The following is a 16,795-nucleotide window of genomic DNA, read 5'->3' on the forward strand; positions in this document are numbered from 1 at the left end:
CGTATGAATTCGTGTCTTACGCCTTCGAGTCAAACAATGAGCGACCTGTCTCCGGTCCATCATCATCGCCTGCCTGTCCGTTTGAATAGTCGTTAAATTGATTTTGTGGCTGGAACGTATCGAGCGATAAATTAACAAACTTGAGCGAGTCCTCGAGTAGCGAGCGATTCACTTCATTTTGCTCCTTTAGCGTCGTAATCTCCACTACCAATTGCTCCTGCAAGCGATTGAGCTTTTTTTGCGTTTCGTCTGAAAACGTTGGGATAATGGTCTGCATTGTGACGTCATCCGCAATAATACCGCGTTCGTTGAGCCAGTTTGAGACGAGCTGTTGCCGCGTGTTTTCAAGCTTACGTAGCTGATGAATAAGCGGTGTCTCTTTCTTGATCAGCTCATCAAGCGCTTTAATGTCTCCATTTTTAATGATCTGCGCCTTCTCTGCCGCCTGCTCATTCAGTCGCTGGTGTACGACCACAAACGCTTGGAATACCGTTACAAATTGTTGCTCCATACAGTCCACCTCTCTCCCATTAAGCTCTTTTGCCTATTAGTTATTCCAAAAATCGTATAGCTTGTTTGCTACGGTTTGATGATTGACCTTATACGTGCCGTTTTGCACTTGGTCTTTCAGTTCCTCTACTCGCTTCGAACGTGCAGCGAGCACCTCCTGTGACTTGGCCATTTCTTTGGCTTCGCTAGAGATTTCAAGTTTGTCTGCTTTTTGTGATTTTACTCCGTCCGTTCGCTCTTGTGCCTCTTGCAACTTACGATACGCTTGAACGGAATGCATTGGATTAATTTTCATGATTTCTGCACCTCCTTTGTTCATACGACTGCTACATCCGTGATAGTCGTTACTCCGCTTCCATGCTTCTAATTCTATTATCGGTTATGGGGGAAAAGATGTTAAGGACTAATTGTATTTCTTTTGTATTCTAGCTTGAAGAGCTAAAGTGACTAAGTTCTAACTAGTTTAAATCCGCTCTCCGAGCTGTCAGCCCTCCGGACACTCTACGACATCCATAGGGTCAGTTCTTAAGCCTACTCGTCAGGCAAAGTACGCCTTCCTGCGTGGTCTTAAGCCCTGCCTATTCCTATGGATTGTCTCCGAATGTCCTTCGGGTCTGCCAGCTCTGCGTTTGATTTAAAAAGGGCATAAGAATGGCTTGTACTATTAGAGAGAATTTTTGGTTTGAGGGCATGTGATTAAATTAAATTGGTTAGTGCTTAAATGGTGGGTCGTGGTGCTAAAAAGAGAGCGAGTTGTGCGAATTTGTAAATGAATTAGGTGATGCATGTACATCTGAGGTGTACTGTCTTTATATAGAATACAGTTATCATTATATTTAACCAATCAAAATGCTTAAGTGCCAGCATGTCTGTTCAGTGATAGTAACTTCTGTGGCTAACATGACCATATATAAGAATAAAAGCCCGCCCTTCTTTTCTAAAGAAGTAGGCGAGCTTTTATTACTTATGCATTTCTTTAAGTTAAGTAAGTTTAGTTTTTGACCTTGCACTTGATCTTACCTAAGCATTTGCTTTTGTATTCTCTTGAGAAGCTCAAGAGGAGGCAGACTCGGAGAATTCTCGGAGACAATTAGCAGGACAAGGCTGGAGCTAAGACCACGCAGAAAGGCGTTTAGGAAAAGACGGTAGTCGACTCCTACCTGACGAGTAGGCTTAGATTCAGACAATGCTAATGTCGTAGGGCGTTCATAGAGCTGACTCCACTTACCCTAAATTGGTAAATAAACCGAACGAAACTAGTTGGCACTTTATCAACTAAAGCTCGCTAGAGCTGTCCTAATTAATTAGCTAGTTGGTACTTTAAATCAAAGCTCATCATGCAGACTTCGCTACTTCTTCTTTTTATTAACCGCTCCATCCAACGCCTGATACGTACGATAACGCTCGCGTTCCTCTGCTTTTTCTGACTCTGATAATCGATTGCGGAATGCTTTCTCTTTTTCTCCGCTGGCAAGACCATCCGTAATGTTGCCTTTACACTTCGAGCAAAGACGCCCCTCGCTAATTCCAGAGCCGCATGACTCACACGGATACGTTAAGTTAGGAAAGCTCGACGTCTGCAAACGTCCCTCACGAACAAATTGATAAAGGAGATCTTCTTCCACATCCGTCGCATGGTGAATTTCCTCAACCGTTGCCCGACGATTCTCACGCTTCCGAATAAATGCGTACGCTCGCTGAAATTTTTCTTCTACATCACGATGACAGTGATCACACACGCTACGAAACGCCTTTACAAAAAGCCGGTCGCAAACTGGACAATTCATCAGTTCAGCCATGACTATTTACCCCCTACAATGTCTATTACCTCTATTATCGACATTTTTCACGGGAATGTGAAGACTTTTGACTTATGAATTTTCGATATTTTCCTAATTCCTTTAAGAAAATCATGATACTATCCGATATGAAGAAACTTTTACCTAATTTAATAAAGGATTATTACCGTGTGCGCGTAAAATAATGAAAGTTTAAGCGTAACTCCCTCGTGCTAGTTGGGGAATAAAATAGAGAATTTGATTTTAAATTCATTTTACGTGAATGTATGTTCCGCATTTTGGAGTTATGTGCCTTAAATGAATTTTATGTTCCTAATTGCAAATTTATGTGCCTCGTTACCAAGTTATGGACTTCATGCTTTAATCCAATCTAGTTATGTGCCACATTTTAAAGTTATGTTCCTTATATGGATTTTATGTGCCTTATCCAGAAGTTATGTTCCCCATTGCAAAGTTATGTTCCTTGCTCCAAAGTTATGGACTTCTAGCTGTTTCTCGAGCTAGTTATGTTCCTCGCCCCCAAGTTATGGACTTGCCCTAGTAATTCTATCTAGTTATGTGCCCCACACCCCTAAAAGCAACTCCTTACCTAAACCTACTTGCCGCTCTGTTCCCCCATATTCCGCATGATCGCTCTGGCTACGGTTACTCCTCGTACGGAGCGGGCGCCGTTTGCATAGAGGACCGAGGCCGCTGAACGGAATGTGGCTCCCGTGGTGTAGATATCGTCGATTAACAAAATGCGCGCACCGTCCACCTTTGTTTCCACCGAGAAAAGAGTCTTTTGGGCGTGGCGCTCATCGCGCGTGAGCTTACTCTTTTTGCGCGTCGCCTCGGGCCTTGAGAGGACGTGTGTGAGTGGCAGGTCGGCGCCTAGTAGCTCCGCCTGATTAAAGCCGCGCTCCCACTCGCGGGCGTGGTGGAGTGGGATGGGCACGTGGAGGTCAAATGGGCCGAGCGTTTTTGCGAGCTTAGCGAGCTTTGGGCTAAATAGAGTCGCGAGCACGGCATCGCCGCGGTACTTGAAGGTGCTGATGATCTCCTGCATAAAATCGTCGTACGGGTAGAGAGAGCGCTGGATAAAGTCGATCTCCGGGTGACGCTTACAATCCGGGCAAGTAACGGTGTCCGCTCCCACTGGGTGCTGGCAGACCGCGCACCCGGCTTGGAGCGGGTGGAGCTTCTTCCGGCACGCCGGACAAAGCTCGGACGCCCCCTCTATCCCGAGAATGCTCCTCCACGTGGCATCTTCCTTGTACGTGTTTTGACAAAAGAGGCATGCTGCATCTAGCTCTAGTAAGGTTCGCCAATTCATAGGCCACCTCCGGCGTTAAGTGCCTTGATATCCTTTTGTGCTTCGACCATGGCGGCCGTTTTGCCATGGTGGTAAAAGTGGACGTCGCCTGTCGGGAAGTCAACGTGTCGTCCGACGCGGCCTGCGATTTGTATGAGGGCTGACGACGTGAAAAGACCGGAATCAGCTCCGAGAACGTAGGCGTGGGCGCGTGGGACGGTCACGCCTCGTTCTAAGATTGTCGTTGTCACGAGCACGTCGAGGTCGCCGGCGCGAAAAGCCGCGACACGGTCCGCGCGGTCTGGCTCCGCCGAGTGGACGGTGCCGACGCGGAGCGTCGCATCGAACGCGCGGAGCTTTGCTTCGACTAGGTAGAGATCGTCGATGTGCGGGACGAAGACGAAGGTGGGCTCGTGTTTCGCGGCTTTTTCGCGAATCGCGAGCAGGAGCCGGATGGGCAGGCGTTTTTGCCAGTTGCCGGACCAGTAAAAAGCTGGCACGGGGAGGTCGTGCCCGTGATAGCGCCTTGGGACAGTGGCTTTGTGTTTTGTGCGACGCTGTCCGGAGGAAGGCGTCGCGGTTACGAGCGCGGTGCGTCCGTCAGCACGGCGCGCTTTTTGGACGGCATACGTCAACTTGCGATCGACTGTAAATGGGAACGCGTCGACTTCGTCGATGATGACGAGGGCGAAGGCGTTAAAGAAGCGAAGCGCCTGGTGCGTGGTGGCGACGGCGATGTCGCACGGGGCGTAGCGTGCGTCTTCGTCGAGGCCACCGTGGAACGCACGAACTGTTACTGACGGGAAGGCGTCTTGGAGTCGCGGAGCGAGCTCGGTGACGACGTCCCGGCGTGGGGTTGCCACCAAAACAGGACCGTCTCTTAGTGCCCTCTCGATGACGGGAAACAGCATCTCCGTTTTGCCAGCGCCACAGACGGCGTGGAGGAGGCTCTCTGTGACGCCTTCCTCGTAGAACGAGACGAGCTTTTGGGCCGCCTCGTTTTGGGCGGGCGAAAACTCGCCGTGAAACTGGAGGGTGGCGTCGCAGCCTGGATGGACATAGGTAGAGTGGTAGAGTGGCGTACAGGCTACGTTACGTCCCATTTGAAGGCAGTCTCGGCAATAAAGGCACGGGCTGTGGCATCGGCCGCAGCGTGGGGTTTGCTGCGTGCGGGTGCTGTTACAGCGCGTGCAACGCCCTTCATGAAAGGAGGCAGTAGGAACAATCCACTTCTCTTGTATCATAAAAGCGATCTCCGGGTCAGAAAATAATGCACGAAGCTCATCCACGAGCAGGCGGCGCATGTGCATTTGTACGGAATTACTAGCATTGAGGGACTTCGGCATGATTTTCTCAAAGAATAAAAAGGACATAAAAAAACCTCCATTATCACATTAAAATGAATGAAGGGTTCGTTCGTAAGGTTATTAAGAAACTCTATAAGGTGTGACGGATGCGGCTTAGAACCCTGTGCACCCGCCAAAATAATAAGATATAGGTATGATTACGAATGCTTGCACCAGCCGATGCCGACGCTACCTTCGCCTAAATGCGTGCCGATAACGGGTCCGAAGTGGCTGATGTAGACGTCTGCCTGTGGATACTTTTCGCGTAGTTCTTCTGCGATGGTCTCTGCCTTCTCAGGCGCATTGCCGTGAATGACAGTGATGCTGATGGTTTGAGCTGACTTGGCGTGCTCATCAAGTAGTGCTTTGATTTTGGCAACGGCCTTTTTCTCTGTGCGCACTTTTTCATATGGCACAATTTTTTGATCTTCGAAGTGGAGCACAGGCTTAATTTGTAGCATGCTGCCGATGAAGAGTTGCGCGCCGTTTAAGCGTCCTCCGCGGTGTAGGTGGCTGAGGTCGTCTGCCATGAAGTAGGCATACACGTGCGATTTCATGTCTTCGAGTTTCTTCTTGATTGTTTTTGCGTCTGCGCCTGTTTGTGCGAGTTTAGCGGCTTCCATGACATAAAATCCTTGGACCATACAGCTTATTTCCGAGTCGAAAATATGGATATTCGTATTTTCAACCATGTTGGCTGCGGCTACTGCTGTCTGGTACGTTCCGCTTATTCCGCTTGATAGGGTGATGACGATGATGTCTTCGTGATCGCGGCTTAATTCTTGAAAGGTTTCTTCAAATAATCCGATGCTTGGCTGCGAGGTTGTTGGGAGTTTTTCGGTCTCTTTCATTTTCGCATAGAATTCTTCTGTCGTAATATCTTCTTCCTCTTTAAACGTTTCGTCTCCGAAGACAACGTTTAGAGGGACCATGGTTATACCGTACTGCTTTCTCAGCTCTTCTGGTATGTAAGATGTGCTGTCTGTAACGATGGCGACTTTACTCATGTAACGTGGTTCCTCCTCTGCCGGCTTTCGGCTGGTCTAGTATTCTTCTATACTACCAAGAGGTAGTTGTGGTTGTCTATGTCTTTTAAGAGATTACTTGCGTTAGCTCTTTGAGCTAACTTGGTGACGTGCTACTTTGATAAAGTGCTTATTTGTTTATGTTTATGTTGAATATAGTTCCAACTAGTTTAAAAACATAAACTCTTCGAGCTTATGTAATGAAGTGCCAAACAGTTTAAAACAAGTGCTTCAGCTCTTCGAGCTTCAATTGCTAAAGTGCCACATAGTTTAAATCTGCTCTCCGAGCTGTCAGCCCGCCAGACACTCTCCGACATCCATTGACCGTGTGATCTTCGCGGTCTGAAAAGCATCACAAAAAGATTGCGGTCTTTGCGAGTTTGTTGAGCTAGCCTTGCCCTTAGAAAGCAGTGGGTGCTTTTCCCGCTGATTTCAGGCTAGCGGTTGATGCTTAACTGTAAAGGTGGTTCATATTACTACGAGCTGTCAGCCCCCCCAGACACTCTCCGACATCCATAGGGCCGGTCTTTGAGCTTCCTCGTCGGCAGGAGTCGACTGTCGTCTCTTCCTAAACGCCTCCTGTGGGATCTCAAAAACCTCTTTCCCCTATGGATTGTCTCCGAATGTCTTCTGGGTCTGCCAGCTCTGCGTTTGGTTTAACAAGTGCAGTAGAAAAGTGTTTTCTTAGATTGATACGTTCAGGTTCGTTGATACTAGACTCCCGTTTTAAAAATGCTGGGTGGGGAAGGAGGAAATTATATGTAAAATAGATAACTTGTATTTTCTAAAGGAGGAAGGATTGTGAAAAAGGTCTTTTTGTTTAGTTTTAGTTTGGCGACATTGGTTGCTTGTAGTGAGTCAGGCAATGAAGAGATGAGTGCTACAAATGAATCGAATGGTCTATCAGACGATAATGCTGATGATAGAGTAGAGGAAATTGATGAGAGTGAATTAAATGAAGCGGAAGAAATCGCGATGGATTTTATACGCTATGTTAGAGATATCGATCGATACCGGTTTGAATTCGAACTTGGTCCTAACGAACTGGATCACGTAGTGGAGTACACGGATCTATCAGGGGAGGATATGTTGATCAGAACAAAAATAGATAGCGAAGGCTCTCCTGGGGCTACCTATCAAGGAATTACAGCTGATTATGCGATTACTTACCAAGATTATGATAACACGTATCATTATGATGATATGACAGAGGAAGAAGACCTTACTGGGGCTGAAATTTTATTTTGGGCTGATGGGATAGAAGAGAATATTAAAGAGTCCTCCCTAACTTACGAAGGAGAAGAAGAAATAAATGGAGCAATGGCACATAAAATTTCAGACCTGCAGGGTAACGAATATTGGTTTAATCAGGATAATCCCATGCTTTTAAAGGTCTCATTGCAAAATTTTGACATAGTTACGACAATTATTGACTTTGAAGAAGTAGAGCAATTTGAAGAAGGCTTCTTTCAACTTGAAGACGTCATACCTGATGATGCAGAAGAAGAGCACCCCATTGGATTAGAGGAAGAAGATGAAGTTTAGAAGAAATGATCTAGTAGTGATACGTAATTTAAAGCCTTGTTGAGTTTCGGATTTTCACCTTATCTGATCTCATAAAGAATAACGCATTATAAAAGGTGACGACTGCGACTACTATTGAACTAGCCGAATTCTCCATTCGATGTTTTACCTCAACTAATTGTTTATTTCCCTCTATACCATTTAGGTGGTTACTGATCTCATAGCAATTAAAACTTCTATAGCTAGTCTACGAACTGACGTCTAGTGCCTAGCATTAATATAAAGTGTCTCTGACAAATCAGTCCGTCCCCTCCAGTTATTCGGAGCGAAAGCTGGTGGATCCTAGAGGAGCATTTAGGCGCAGCGAAAATCCTTTTGCCTGGTCATTGGTTTGACCAGGCAAAATAGTTGAGCTAGCTCCTCAGGAAAGCCCCATCCGGGAGCGCAGGAGAACCGGAGATTCTGCCCTTGAACTCCAAAATGCTGCACCTTTAAATCAAAAAACACGAGACTCCTAAGAGTCCCGTGCACTGGAAATAGATTAGTTAACCTTAACCCAACCGTTTTTGATTGCTTCTACTACAGCCTGCGTACGGTCGTTCATACCCATCTTCTGTAGGATGTTTGAAACGTGGTTTTTAACTGTTTTCTCCGAAATATAGAGCGCTTCGCCGATGGCACGGTTGCTCTTTCCGTCTGTCATTAATTGAAGTACTTCACACTCACGACGTGTGAGGAGGTGAAGTGGACGACGGTACTCGACTTCGCGGAAGCCGATTTCCGATTCGCCACCGTTATCAGATGCTAGACGACGGTATTCCTTAATAAGATTGAACGTTACCTTCGGGTGAATGTAAGCTCCACCTTCGCCAACAACGCGGACAGCTTCGATTAATGCTTCTGTGTCCATTTCTTTTAATAGGTAGCCTGAAGCTCCTGTTTTAAGAACGTGCGTTACGTACGTTTCGTCATCGTGAATAGATAAGATGAGTACTTTTACGTTCGGGAATGTTTCGACTAGCTTTTTCGTCGCTTCCATGCCGTTTACGTTAGGCATGTTAATGTCCATAAGGACAACGTCCGGTTGGTTGTGACGGACAAGATCGATTACTTCGTCGCCGTCGCTACCTTCTGCAACAACATCAAAGTTACTTTCCATTGAAAGAATTCGTTTTACACCTTCGCGGAAAAGCTGGTGATCATCAATTAACACAATGCGTAATTTATTCGTATTTTCCATTTGTTCTCCTCCTAATAACATCTCATACACCCTTTCTGGTTGTATTAACTAGCTTGCGTTTGAACAGGTATTTGGACAACGATGAGTGTGCCTGCACCTGGTTTTGAATCTATGCTGATTTTTCCGTCAAGCATATTGATACGCTCCTTCATTCCCACAAGCCCGAAGCTGCCCTCTTTTTTGATAGAGGTATCGAAGCCTTTGCCATCGTCCTTGATGACAGCTACGACGGAGTTCGGTTTTGGATCCACTTTGACTGAAATCATGCTTGCATCAGCGTGCTTGATTGCGTTTTGGACTGCCTCTTGGACGAAACGGAAGATTGCGACTTCCATTTGCGTTGGGTAGCGCATGTCCTTGCCAAAGGATTTAAACTGGATCTGTACTTGTGAATGCTCTTCGACGTTTTTTAAATATTTCGCGAGCGTTGGCATGAGACCTAAGTCGTCGAGTGACATGGGACGTAAATCATAGATGATGCGACGTACTTCGATTAAAGAATCTTTCACCATTGCCTTTAGATCTTTAATTTCCTGTCTTGCTTGCTCGACACCTTCTTTATTTAGCACTCGCTCGACAATTTCTGAGCGTATGACAACGTTCGCCATCATTTGAGCTGGTCCGTCATGTATTTCCCGGGAAAGTTTTTTGCGTTCTTCCTCTTGGGCTTGAATAATCTTAAGCCCAAACTTCTGCATTTCTTCCGCGTCTTGAATCATTTCGGATACCTGCATCAAGTCTCCTGTGAGATAATTGATGACAACGTTGATTTGGTTGATGAGATGATCTGCTCTCTCCATTGTTTCTTCCAATTTCATGAGCCGCCGTTCAATTGAATCGCGCCGATCTCGTAGCTGCTTTTCTTCATGTAGCAGGACCGTCAAGTTTACCTGATAATCATTGGCCTGCTCATAAGCCTCTCGGACCTCTCTATCGCTATAGTTATCGAAGTGCTTGCTAACTTCTGCAAGCCTATTTCGAGCGAAACGTGATTGTAGCTCCATTTTGTCGCTTTGTTCGATGACTTCGACAACCTTTTTTTTGATAGTCTCAAGCTCATCTTTCAGCTGCTCATATTCAGTGCGAGAGTCCTCGCCAATCTCAAAGATTTGTTCTTTGCTTTTGCCAACCATATCCATCATACTAGTGAGGATATGATCAATTGCTTCTACGGAGCCCATCCAACCCCTCACTTTCTGTGCAACAAATTACGCCATCGCTAACCTTAGTATTGATGGTTCGCCGTGTGTAGCACAAAGTGACTACAAACATATACTCGTAGGTAAGCTGTCCTTTATGGGGGTAATTCGTCATTAAGAAATTATTTCCTTTGACTTATCACTAAAGACTGCCTCAATTACACATGATTCGGGCTATCTTTGTGGAGGAAAAGATAAATTAGGCACTAACACCTAATCTATTCTCCTTATTGTCTCCGATATCCTTCACTTTGGTCAAGTAATTCTAGAAAAAAACCTAGTAAGGAAGGTTACTTGACTAGATATCTCTAATCATCATACCCTAAATTCATAGTCATTCTGCACGATTTCACAACTTTTCTATATTTTTTTACAATACAAATCGTGTGCTATATGGCATATGACAATTTTTTTTGCAGAGGAGATTATCCGATATGCTTTCATCCTATTTTACAGTCAAAGAATCTGGAGGCGATGAAATCGTCATCCAAAAGTCACGTTTTCTTGCACACGTCAAACGCGTTGAATCTGAAGAGGACGCGCAAGCATTCATCGAAGCGATTAAAAAGGAGCATTGGAGCGCCAACCACAACTGCTCCGCCTATATGATCGGCGAGAACGACCTTATCCAAAAAGCCAACGACGACGGCGAACCCTCTGGCACAGCCGGCGTCCCAATTTTAGAAGTCATCAAGAAGCGCCAGCTTAAGGACACCGTTGTTGTCATCACGCGTTACTTCGGAGGCATTAAGCTCGGCGCCGGCGGACTCATCCGCGCGTATAGCTCCGCAACAAGCGCTGGTATCAATGCAACTGGCGTAGTTGAGCGCAAACTTGCCACCATCGTCGCAGCAACCTTTGATTACACCATGCTCGGCAAGGTAGAAAATGAGATTCGATCGTCCGCTTACCTATTAAAAGAGATCCTCTACGAAGAGCAAGTAACCGTCGAAGTATTTGTCGAAGACGGCGACCTTGAGGACTACACATCTTGGATCACAGACCTGACAAGTGGACAAGCGAAGATCGAATCTCGTGGTGTGAAGTATTTAGAGAGGGATGTGCCGCTTACTGGTAAGGAGCGGGAGTAGGGCAGCTAGTTGCTTAAGAGCTAACTAGCTTAGTGCCTACGTGCTTAGCTCTTCGAGCTAAAATTGCTAAAGGACTAACTAGTTAAATCTGCACTCCGAGCTGTCAGCCCTCCAGACATTCTACGACATCCATAGGGCCGGTCTTTGAGCTTCCTCGTCGGTAGGGCTCGACTGCCGTCTACCCCTAAGCAACCTCCTGTGGGATCTCAAAGACCTCTTTCCCCTATGGATTGTCTCCGAATGTCCTCCGGGTCTGCCACCTCTGCGTTTGATTTAAAAAGCTATAAGAAAAGAGCCTTCTTTTTGTAAGAAAGGGTACCGACCCCCGAAAGTTAGAGTAGATAATCTAACTTTCGGGGGTGTTTTTATGGCCAAATATAGTGAAGAATTTAAAATGAAACTTGTTAGCGAATATTTGAATGGAAATCTCGGGTATAAATTATTAGCTAAAAAGTATAATATGCCCTCTCGAACTCCACTACAAAATTGGGTAAGATCCTATAAAACGCAAGGGGTTGAAGGATTAAAACGAAGAAGAACGAATGAGGCGTACTCTGTTCAATTTAAAGTGGATACGATACAATTTATGCTTGAGACAGGTGCTTCTTTTCAGGAAACTGCTGAACAATTTAGATTGAATAATCCTGCTTTAATTTACAGTTGGATGAAAACATTTAATGAACAAGGATTAGGAGGCCTGAAACCAAGATCAAAGGAGCGACCTTCTATGTCTAAAAACAGTAATAAATCAAAGGGAAAAGAAGAGAAGAAGTTAACACGTGAAGACGAACTAGAACGCGAGAATGAACTGTTGCGGCTAGAAAATGCCTACCTAAAAAAGTTGAGAGCTTTTCGAGAGAATCCGAATGCCTTCCACGAAAAGCACAAGCAACAGTGGCGTTCGAACTCAAAGAAGAAGGATACCGATTAAAAGATATTCTAGTTATTGTAGGTATTCCAGAATCAACCTACCACTATCATGTGAAAAACTTTGGGAAAGAAGATCCGGATAGAGAACTAAAAGAAGTCATTACTGAGCTGTTTAAGGCGTTTCATGAACGTTATGGTTATAAACGCATTACCAAGGAATTAAAGAAATCAGCCTGGTGTATTAATCACAAAAAAGTGTATCGACTTATGAGGGAATTAGGGTTAAAATGCGTAAAGTTTATGAGGAAGTCTCGTAGATACAATTCTTATAAGGGTAAGGTTGGAAAGGTAGCGAAGAATCGACTGTCCCGCCGATTTAGCACGCCTATTCCTTTTCAGAAATTAGTAACCGACATTACAGAATTCAAATGTCTAGGAGAAGAGAAATTGTACTTAAATCCACTCCTTGATCTTTACAATGGGGAAATTATCGCGTTTGGTATCAAGAAACGTCCAACATTAGATCTTGTCATGGAACCTTTAAAAGAAACAATAGAAGTACTAGGAGCTCAGGCAACCTATCGTACGACTATCCACTCCGATCAAGGCTGGCATTATCAGCACAACCAATGGGTGAGGACATTAAAAGAAAATAAAGTATTTCAAAGCATGTCACGTAAAGCAACCTGCGCAGACAATGCTTCAATAGAGAATTTCTTTGGTATATTAAAACAAGAAATGTATTATGGAGAAAAATTAGTGAGCTACGAAGAATTAAAAAGGCAGATTGAAGAATATATTTACTGGTACAACCATATACGATCAAAAGAAAAATTGGCTGGTTTTAGTCCAGTCGAATACCGAACACAAACCAGCCAATTAGCTGCATAATAAAAACTCTAACTTTTAGGGGTAGCCACCAAGAGGCTCTTTTCTTATGGTTTTAGGAAATTTAATGACTGGCTCTCAACCAATTTCAGATTTATGTCCCGTATTAAGAAAGAATGTACCGTGTATGAAATAAATGTACCGTATTGAGTTTTTATGTACGGTATACAAACTTTATGTACCGAAAGCAGAGTAAAGATGAGCGTTAAACTAAAAAGCTTTAGGATTTTGTAGCACGGCACTTTAGCAATAATCTCTTTTGAACCTTCTATGAAAGATATCAACAGTATAGAACTGAAATAACCCATAAGCCAACTACCGACACGGTCTTCTATAAAAAGCGAGGCAACGAACAAACGCCTCGTGCCCCTAAATAAAAAAAGAAAAAGTGTCAATTCCATAAACAAAGTTACCGCAGGTGCCCTGGAGCAGCGTTTGCGTACTACCAGTGGTAGCCCTTCCGCGCAGTGAAAATCCTTTTGTCCGGCCATTTGTTTGGCCGGACAAAATAGTTGAGCTAGCATCCACAGGTAGTAGCAAACGATGCGTAGGGGCGCCGGAGGTGCCGCACTTGACCTCTCAATGTGGCTCTTTAGCAATTTGATTGTCTTCACTAAATCCTAACGGTCTCTTCTAAAAAAACAATCCATGCTAGACTTACTTTAATCACCTAATTCATTTACAATTTTGCACAACATGCTAGCTTTTTGGCACAACCTCCCTTAAATTTTGCACCACCACCCTTCTATTTGGCACCAACCCATCTGAATTAGGCACCCCACCTTAAAACGAACAGAATCCTAAATAAAAAGCCCTCCACCTTCTGTTAACGAGAAGATGGAGGGCTATATCTTAAATAAAACCGTCACCGCAGGCAACCCGCAGCGACGTTTGCGTACTACCAGTGGTAGCCCTTCCGCGCAGCGAAAATCCTTTTGTCCGGCCATTTGTTTGGCCGGACAAAATAGTTGAGCAAGCAACCACAGGTAGTTGCAAACGACGCGATGGGGCGCCGGAGGTGCCGATCTTGATCTTGACTTACATCTTATCCGCTCGTGCTAGAAGCAACAAGAACTCTAAACGCGTGATCGACGATCGCACAGCGAGGTCACCGTTACCGCGCCCAATCATCAGCTCCGCTTCTACGAGCGACTGTACTTCGTGGCTAAACGTGTCATCATTTTCTCCACGCGTGAAGTCAGTCGAGTAAGGTACTCCGAACGCACGTAGCACAATCGCAGCCGCTTCTCCACGCACGAGCTCGCGCTTCGGGAAGAACTGATTGAATGGGCTACCGCTGAAGATACCAGCTTCTCGCACAGCTAGGACGTAGTCTAGGCTTGGATGATCCAAAGGTACATCCATAAATGCCTCTGTATCATTGCCTGGCGCAAGTTCTAGCACACGTGTGAGCAGGATCGCTGCTTCCATACGCGTGATCGATTGACCTGGACGCATCGTACCATCACCAAAGCCTTTTACAATGCCGCGCTCTAATAGCTCGGCTACTTCTTCGTAGCTTGCATGAGACTCATCGAAGTCAGAGAACGAAACGCCGTCGCTTTCTTCCACGTGCATCTCGAGTGATACATTTTCGAACGTCAGCGTGTGAGGAGCTACCTCTCCGTCGACGTTACCTGCTAAGAATTTCACAGCAGTTGTGTCAGAGATAGGCATATCGAACGTGAATGATACTGTCTCACCAGCAGCCGTTACTGCTACTTCTTCCGATAAATAGCGCTCGTATGATGCGTTCTCAATAACTGCTTCGATCGTGCGATCAACTGTTGAAGCTACATCAAACGTTAATGTGTACGTTTCGCCTGCCTTTAGCGCAACGTTTTCTTGGAATAGTTGAATATCCCATGGGTTTTGGCCGACGTCACCAATTGCAAGCTCTGCCTTACCATTGCCTACCGTTACATCCGCTTGTGATGTCCCGTCAAATTGACCTTGTACGTGGCTGAACCAATGCTCATCTGTCTCAAACGATCCGTTTAGAAGTGGGAAGCGCTCGCCTGCGGCCTCTTCCTCTTCTGCCCCTTCACGCATAAGACTAACATTGTCGATAGAGCCACTAGCAGTCGCAACAAACGTTAATGCCGCTGCATCTACTGCGCTATCTAATGTAAACGTCACTTCGTGATCTTGCGCACTAGTAGGAGCTGTTACGGATTCATTCACTAGCTCTACCCCATTTTCCCCAGTCACAGAAACACTGATCGGCGCCGAAGCATCTGACATGGTGTTAAACGCAAGCGTATAGTCACCAGCAGGTAGCACAAGTCCAGGCTGCATCAACTCCGCCTCGCCAGCACCATCAAACGTGTACGTAAAGCGACGAGTATCTTCTGGAACGACGCCAGTTGCTACGTCACTTTCGAACTGCCAGAACGTTGTACGATCCATGCGTCCTTGGTCGAACGTGCCGTTGTAAATGTGATTGCCTGCAATTGCCGTCTTTGGAGCATCTTCGTTATAAGGATCAACCGCGTCGACTTCTTCAAGAACCACATTGTCGATCGTGACAGGCACTGTTGAAAGACCTGCGTTTAACTCCACGCGAGCACGTGGATCTGTTTCATTTGTCATTTGGAAAACAAGCTCGTAGCGTGCAGAATCCGTACCAACTTGGAAATCACGCGTTGGTGAATACGCCGTGTAGCCGCGCTCTGGACCTGCGCCAACTTTTACGTTTAGTGTGCGAGCTGCTTCCGCCTTCGCATCAAAGCTTAAGCGATACCAGCGACCTTCGCCTACGGTTGCATTCTGGATAAGCTGAATGCTGTAAGGCTGCGAGCCTGATGCCGAAGCGTCAATCGTTACACCGTCCTCGCCTTGGCTAAAGGTAGCATCCGCTCCGAATTCCTCTAGGTAGACAAAATTCCATCCATCTTCACTAAACGACGACTCTAGGTCAGCCGGTGTGCGAATCGAAGAAATGTCTCCATCAAACGAAGGGTCATAGAGGTAGTTACCGTCTACTGGTTGCTTCGTATTTTCAGGTAGCTCGCTCGGCTCTGAAATAGGTTCTACCGGCTCGCGGTACTCGTCCATTTCGTAAGCGCGAACGTAATCTACCTTCACCGCCTGATTAAACTCTGTTGTCTCATCCGGATTACCACCGTACCAGCCACCGATTGCTAAGTTTAAAATCAAGTGGAACTCTTGGTCAAATGGTGCTGGGTACGAGAAGTTTGCTGCGTTATTCGCATTCTCAGAGCTCCAGTTATTGAGCGTTTGGAACAGTTCATCGTTAACGTACCAACGAATTTCACCTGGCTCCCATTCGACTGCGTACTCGTTAAAATCTGTAATATCAATGCCTTCTGGGAAGTAGTAATCCTTTGCTGTAAAACGATTATTTGGCCACTGTCCACCGTAGTGAATCGCGCCGCCAATATGACTTGGACGTCCACCGGCCGCTTCCATAATATCAATCTCACCAGATGCTGCCCAGCCACCGTACTTGTCATCTTCTGGCATCATCCAAAATGCCGGCCAATAGCCTTGTCCTTCTGGCAATGACATACTCGCCTCAAAGCGACCATACTTCTGTGAGAAATTACCTTGGGAATGAATCTTACCAGATGTAAAATTGTATGTACCCTTATCGTTCGATACCGTTTCTTCACGACCTTCTAGGTGAAGCATGCCGTCTTTTACGATGACGTTATCTTCTTCATACGACTGAAGCTCTTCGTTCCCCCAGCCAGGTACCCAGTTGCCGTTATCATCATAAAAGCCGTTCCCTTGATCAATCGACCATTTACTCTTATCAAGCGTTGTACCTTCAAACGTGTCTTCGAATGTTAATTTCCACATGTCGTCTGTCTCTTCTCCTTTAACTACTGTTGGAAGCATCGCCTGTAAAACGAGCGTTGAAGCGAGTGCTGTAGCTACTGTTTTTTTCATTTGTCTCTCTCCCTAATAGAGAAACCACCGCATTAGCAGTGGCTTCTTTTATATTTGCTATGGTAGAAACCTTGTGCGTACTCTTTCCAATTGT

Annotated in this window: 13 protein-coding genes; 4 read left to right on the plus strand and 9 right to left on the minus strand. The window is 45.6% G+C overall.

The window, feature by feature from the left end:
• Window positions 1-16 precede the first annotated feature (16 nt).
• From FLK61_RS15875 to FLK61_RS15900, 6 genes are all read right to left on the minus strand, one after another.
• Window positions 17-511 (minus strand): flagellar protein FlgN, encoded by a 495-nt coding sequence (locus tag FLK61_RS15875; protein ID WP_176010339.1) that lies wholly within the window; start codon window positions 509-511, stop codon window positions 17-19.
• Window positions 512-547: 36 nt separating this feature from the next.
• Window positions 548-805 (minus strand): flagellar biosynthesis anti-sigma factor FlgM, encoded by a 258-nt coding sequence (gene flgM / locus FLK61_RS15880; RefSeq protein ID WP_176010340.1) that lies wholly within the window; start codon window positions 803-805, stop codon window positions 548-550.
• Between the two features lie 1,054 nt (window positions 806-1,859).
• Window positions 1,860-2,309, minus strand: a complete 450-nt coding sequence (locus tag FLK61_RS15885) for a TIGR03826 family flagellar region protein (protein ID WP_176010341.1) — start codon at window positions 2,307-2,309, stop codon at window positions 1,860-1,862.
• A 595-nt stretch (window positions 2,310-2,904) separates the two neighbouring features.
• Window positions 2,905-3,624 carry a ComFC family protein gene (locus tag FLK61_RS15890; RefSeq protein ID WP_176010342.1) on the minus strand — a complete coding sequence of 240 codons (720 nt, stop codon included), beginning with the start codon at window positions 3,622-3,624 and terminating at the stop codon, window positions 2,905-2,907.
• On the minus strand, window positions 3,621-4,976 hold the full coding sequence (locus tag FLK61_RS15895; RefSeq protein ID WP_249777617.1) for an ATP-dependent helicase ComFA: 1,356 nt from the start codon (window positions 4,974-4,976) through the stop codon (window positions 3,621-3,623). Before FLK61_RS15895 ends, FLK61_RS15890 begins: the two co-directional genes overlap by 4 nt.
• A gap of 131 nt (window positions 4,977-5,107) precedes the next feature.
• Window positions 5,108-5,956 carry a DegV family protein gene (locus FLK61_RS15900; protein WP_176010343.1) on the minus strand — a complete coding sequence of 283 codons (849 nt, stop codon included), beginning with the start codon at window positions 5,954-5,956 and terminating at the stop codon, window positions 5,108-5,110.
• Window positions 5,957-6,775: 819 nt separating this feature from the next.
• Between FLK61_RS15900 and FLK61_RS15905 the strand changes: the two genes are divergently transcribed.
• Window positions 6,776-7,519, plus strand: a complete 744-nt coding sequence (locus FLK61_RS15905; RefSeq protein ID WP_176010344.1) for a hypothetical protein — start codon at window positions 6,776-6,778, stop codon at window positions 7,517-7,519.
• A gap of 520 nt (window positions 7,520-8,039) precedes the next feature.
• On the opposite strand, the gene FLK61_RS15910 is transcribed toward FLK61_RS15905, so the two are convergent.
• Entirely contained in the window at window positions 8,040-8,738 is a 699-nt protein-coding gene (locus tag FLK61_RS15910) for a response regulator (protein WP_176010345.1), read from the minus strand.
• Window positions 8,739-8,782: 44 nt separating this feature from the next.
• Complete coding sequence (locus tag FLK61_RS15915) at window positions 8,783-9,919, minus strand: sensor histidine kinase (RefSeq protein WP_176010346.1); 1,137 nt, start codon at window positions 9,917-9,919, stop codon at window positions 8,783-8,785.
• 452 nt (window positions 9,920-10,371) lie between these two features.
• On the opposite strand from FLK61_RS15915, the gene FLK61_RS15920 reads away from it, so the two are divergent.
• The 3 genes from FLK61_RS15920 (at window position 10,372) to FLK61_RS15930 (ending at window position 12,789) form a co-directional block, all read left to right on the plus strand.
• Window positions 10,372-11,028: a YigZ family protein gene (locus FLK61_RS15920; RefSeq protein ID WP_176010347.1), complete on the plus strand. Its 657-nt coding sequence runs from the start codon at window positions 10,372-10,374 to the stop codon at window positions 11,026-11,028.
• 367 nt (window positions 11,029-11,395) lie between these two features.
• Entirely contained in the window at window positions 11,396-11,959 is a 564-nt protein-coding gene (locus tag FLK61_RS15925; RefSeq protein ID WP_176007880.1) for a helix-turn-helix domain-containing protein, read from the plus strand.
• Complete coding sequence (locus tag FLK61_RS15930) at window positions 11,923-12,789, plus strand: IS3 family transposase (protein ID WP_176008054.1); 867 nt, start codon at window positions 11,923-11,925, stop codon at window positions 12,787-12,789. Before FLK61_RS15925 ends, FLK61_RS15930 begins: the two co-directional genes overlap by 37 nt.
• A gap of 1,035 nt (window positions 12,790-13,824) precedes the next feature.
• On the opposite strand, the gene FLK61_RS15935 is transcribed toward FLK61_RS15930, so the two are convergent.
• Window positions 13,825-16,701, minus strand: a complete 2,877-nt coding sequence (locus tag FLK61_RS15935) for a carbohydrate binding domain-containing protein (protein ID WP_176010348.1) — start codon at window positions 16,699-16,701, stop codon at window positions 13,825-13,827.
• Window positions 16,702-16,795: the final 94 nt, after the last annotated feature.

The sequence above is a fragment of the Paenalkalicoccus suaedae genome (assembly GCF_006965545.2).
Lineage (GTDB): Bacteria > Bacillota > Bacilli > Bacillales > Salisediminibacteriaceae > Paenalkalicoccus > Paenalkalicoccus suaedae.

Bases quoted from the DNA above. Each gene is read 5' to 3' on its own strand.
- FLK61_RS15895 (WP_249777617.1), bottom strand. From the start codon at position 4,976: ATGTCCTTTTTATTCTTTGAGAAAATCATGCCGAAGTCCCTCAATGCT.
- FLK61_RS15915 (WP_176010346.1), bottom strand. From the start codon at position 9,919: ATGGGCTCCGTAGAAGCAATTGATCATATCCTCACTAGTATGATGGAT.
- FLK61_RS15890 (WP_176010342.1), bottom strand. From the start codon at position 3,624: ATGAATTGGCGAACCTTACTAGAGCTAGATGCAGCATGCCTCTTTTGT.
- FLK61_RS15925 (WP_176007880.1), top strand. From the start codon at position 11,396: ATGGCCAAATATAGTGAAGAATTTAAAATGAAACTTGTTAGCGAATAT.
- FLK61_RS15910 (WP_176010345.1), bottom strand. From the start codon at position 8,738: ATGGAAAATACGAATAAATTACGCATTGTGTTAATTGATGATCACCAG.
- FLK61_RS15935 (WP_176010348.1), bottom strand. From the start codon at position 16,701: ATGAAAAAAACAGTAGCTACAGCACTCGCTTCAACGCTCGTTTTACAG.
- FLK61_RS15900 (WP_176010343.1), bottom strand. From the start codon at position 5,956: ATGAGTAAAGTCGCCATCGTTACAGACAGCACATCTTACATACCAGAA.
- FLK61_RS15920 (WP_176010347.1), top strand. From the start codon at position 10,372: ATGCTTTCATCCTATTTTACAGTCAAAGAATCTGGAGGCGATGAAATC.
- FLK61_RS15875 (WP_176010339.1), bottom strand. From the start codon at position 511: ATGGAGCAACAATTTGTAACGGTATTCCAAGCGTTTGTGGTCGTACAC.
- FLK61_RS15885 (WP_176010341.1), bottom strand. From the start codon at position 2,309: ATGGCTGAACTGATGAATTGTCCAGTTTGCGACCGGCTTTTTGTAAAG.
- flgM (WP_176010340.1), bottom strand. From the start codon at position 805: ATGAAAATTAATCCAATGCATTCCGTTCAAGCGTATCGTAAGTTGCAA.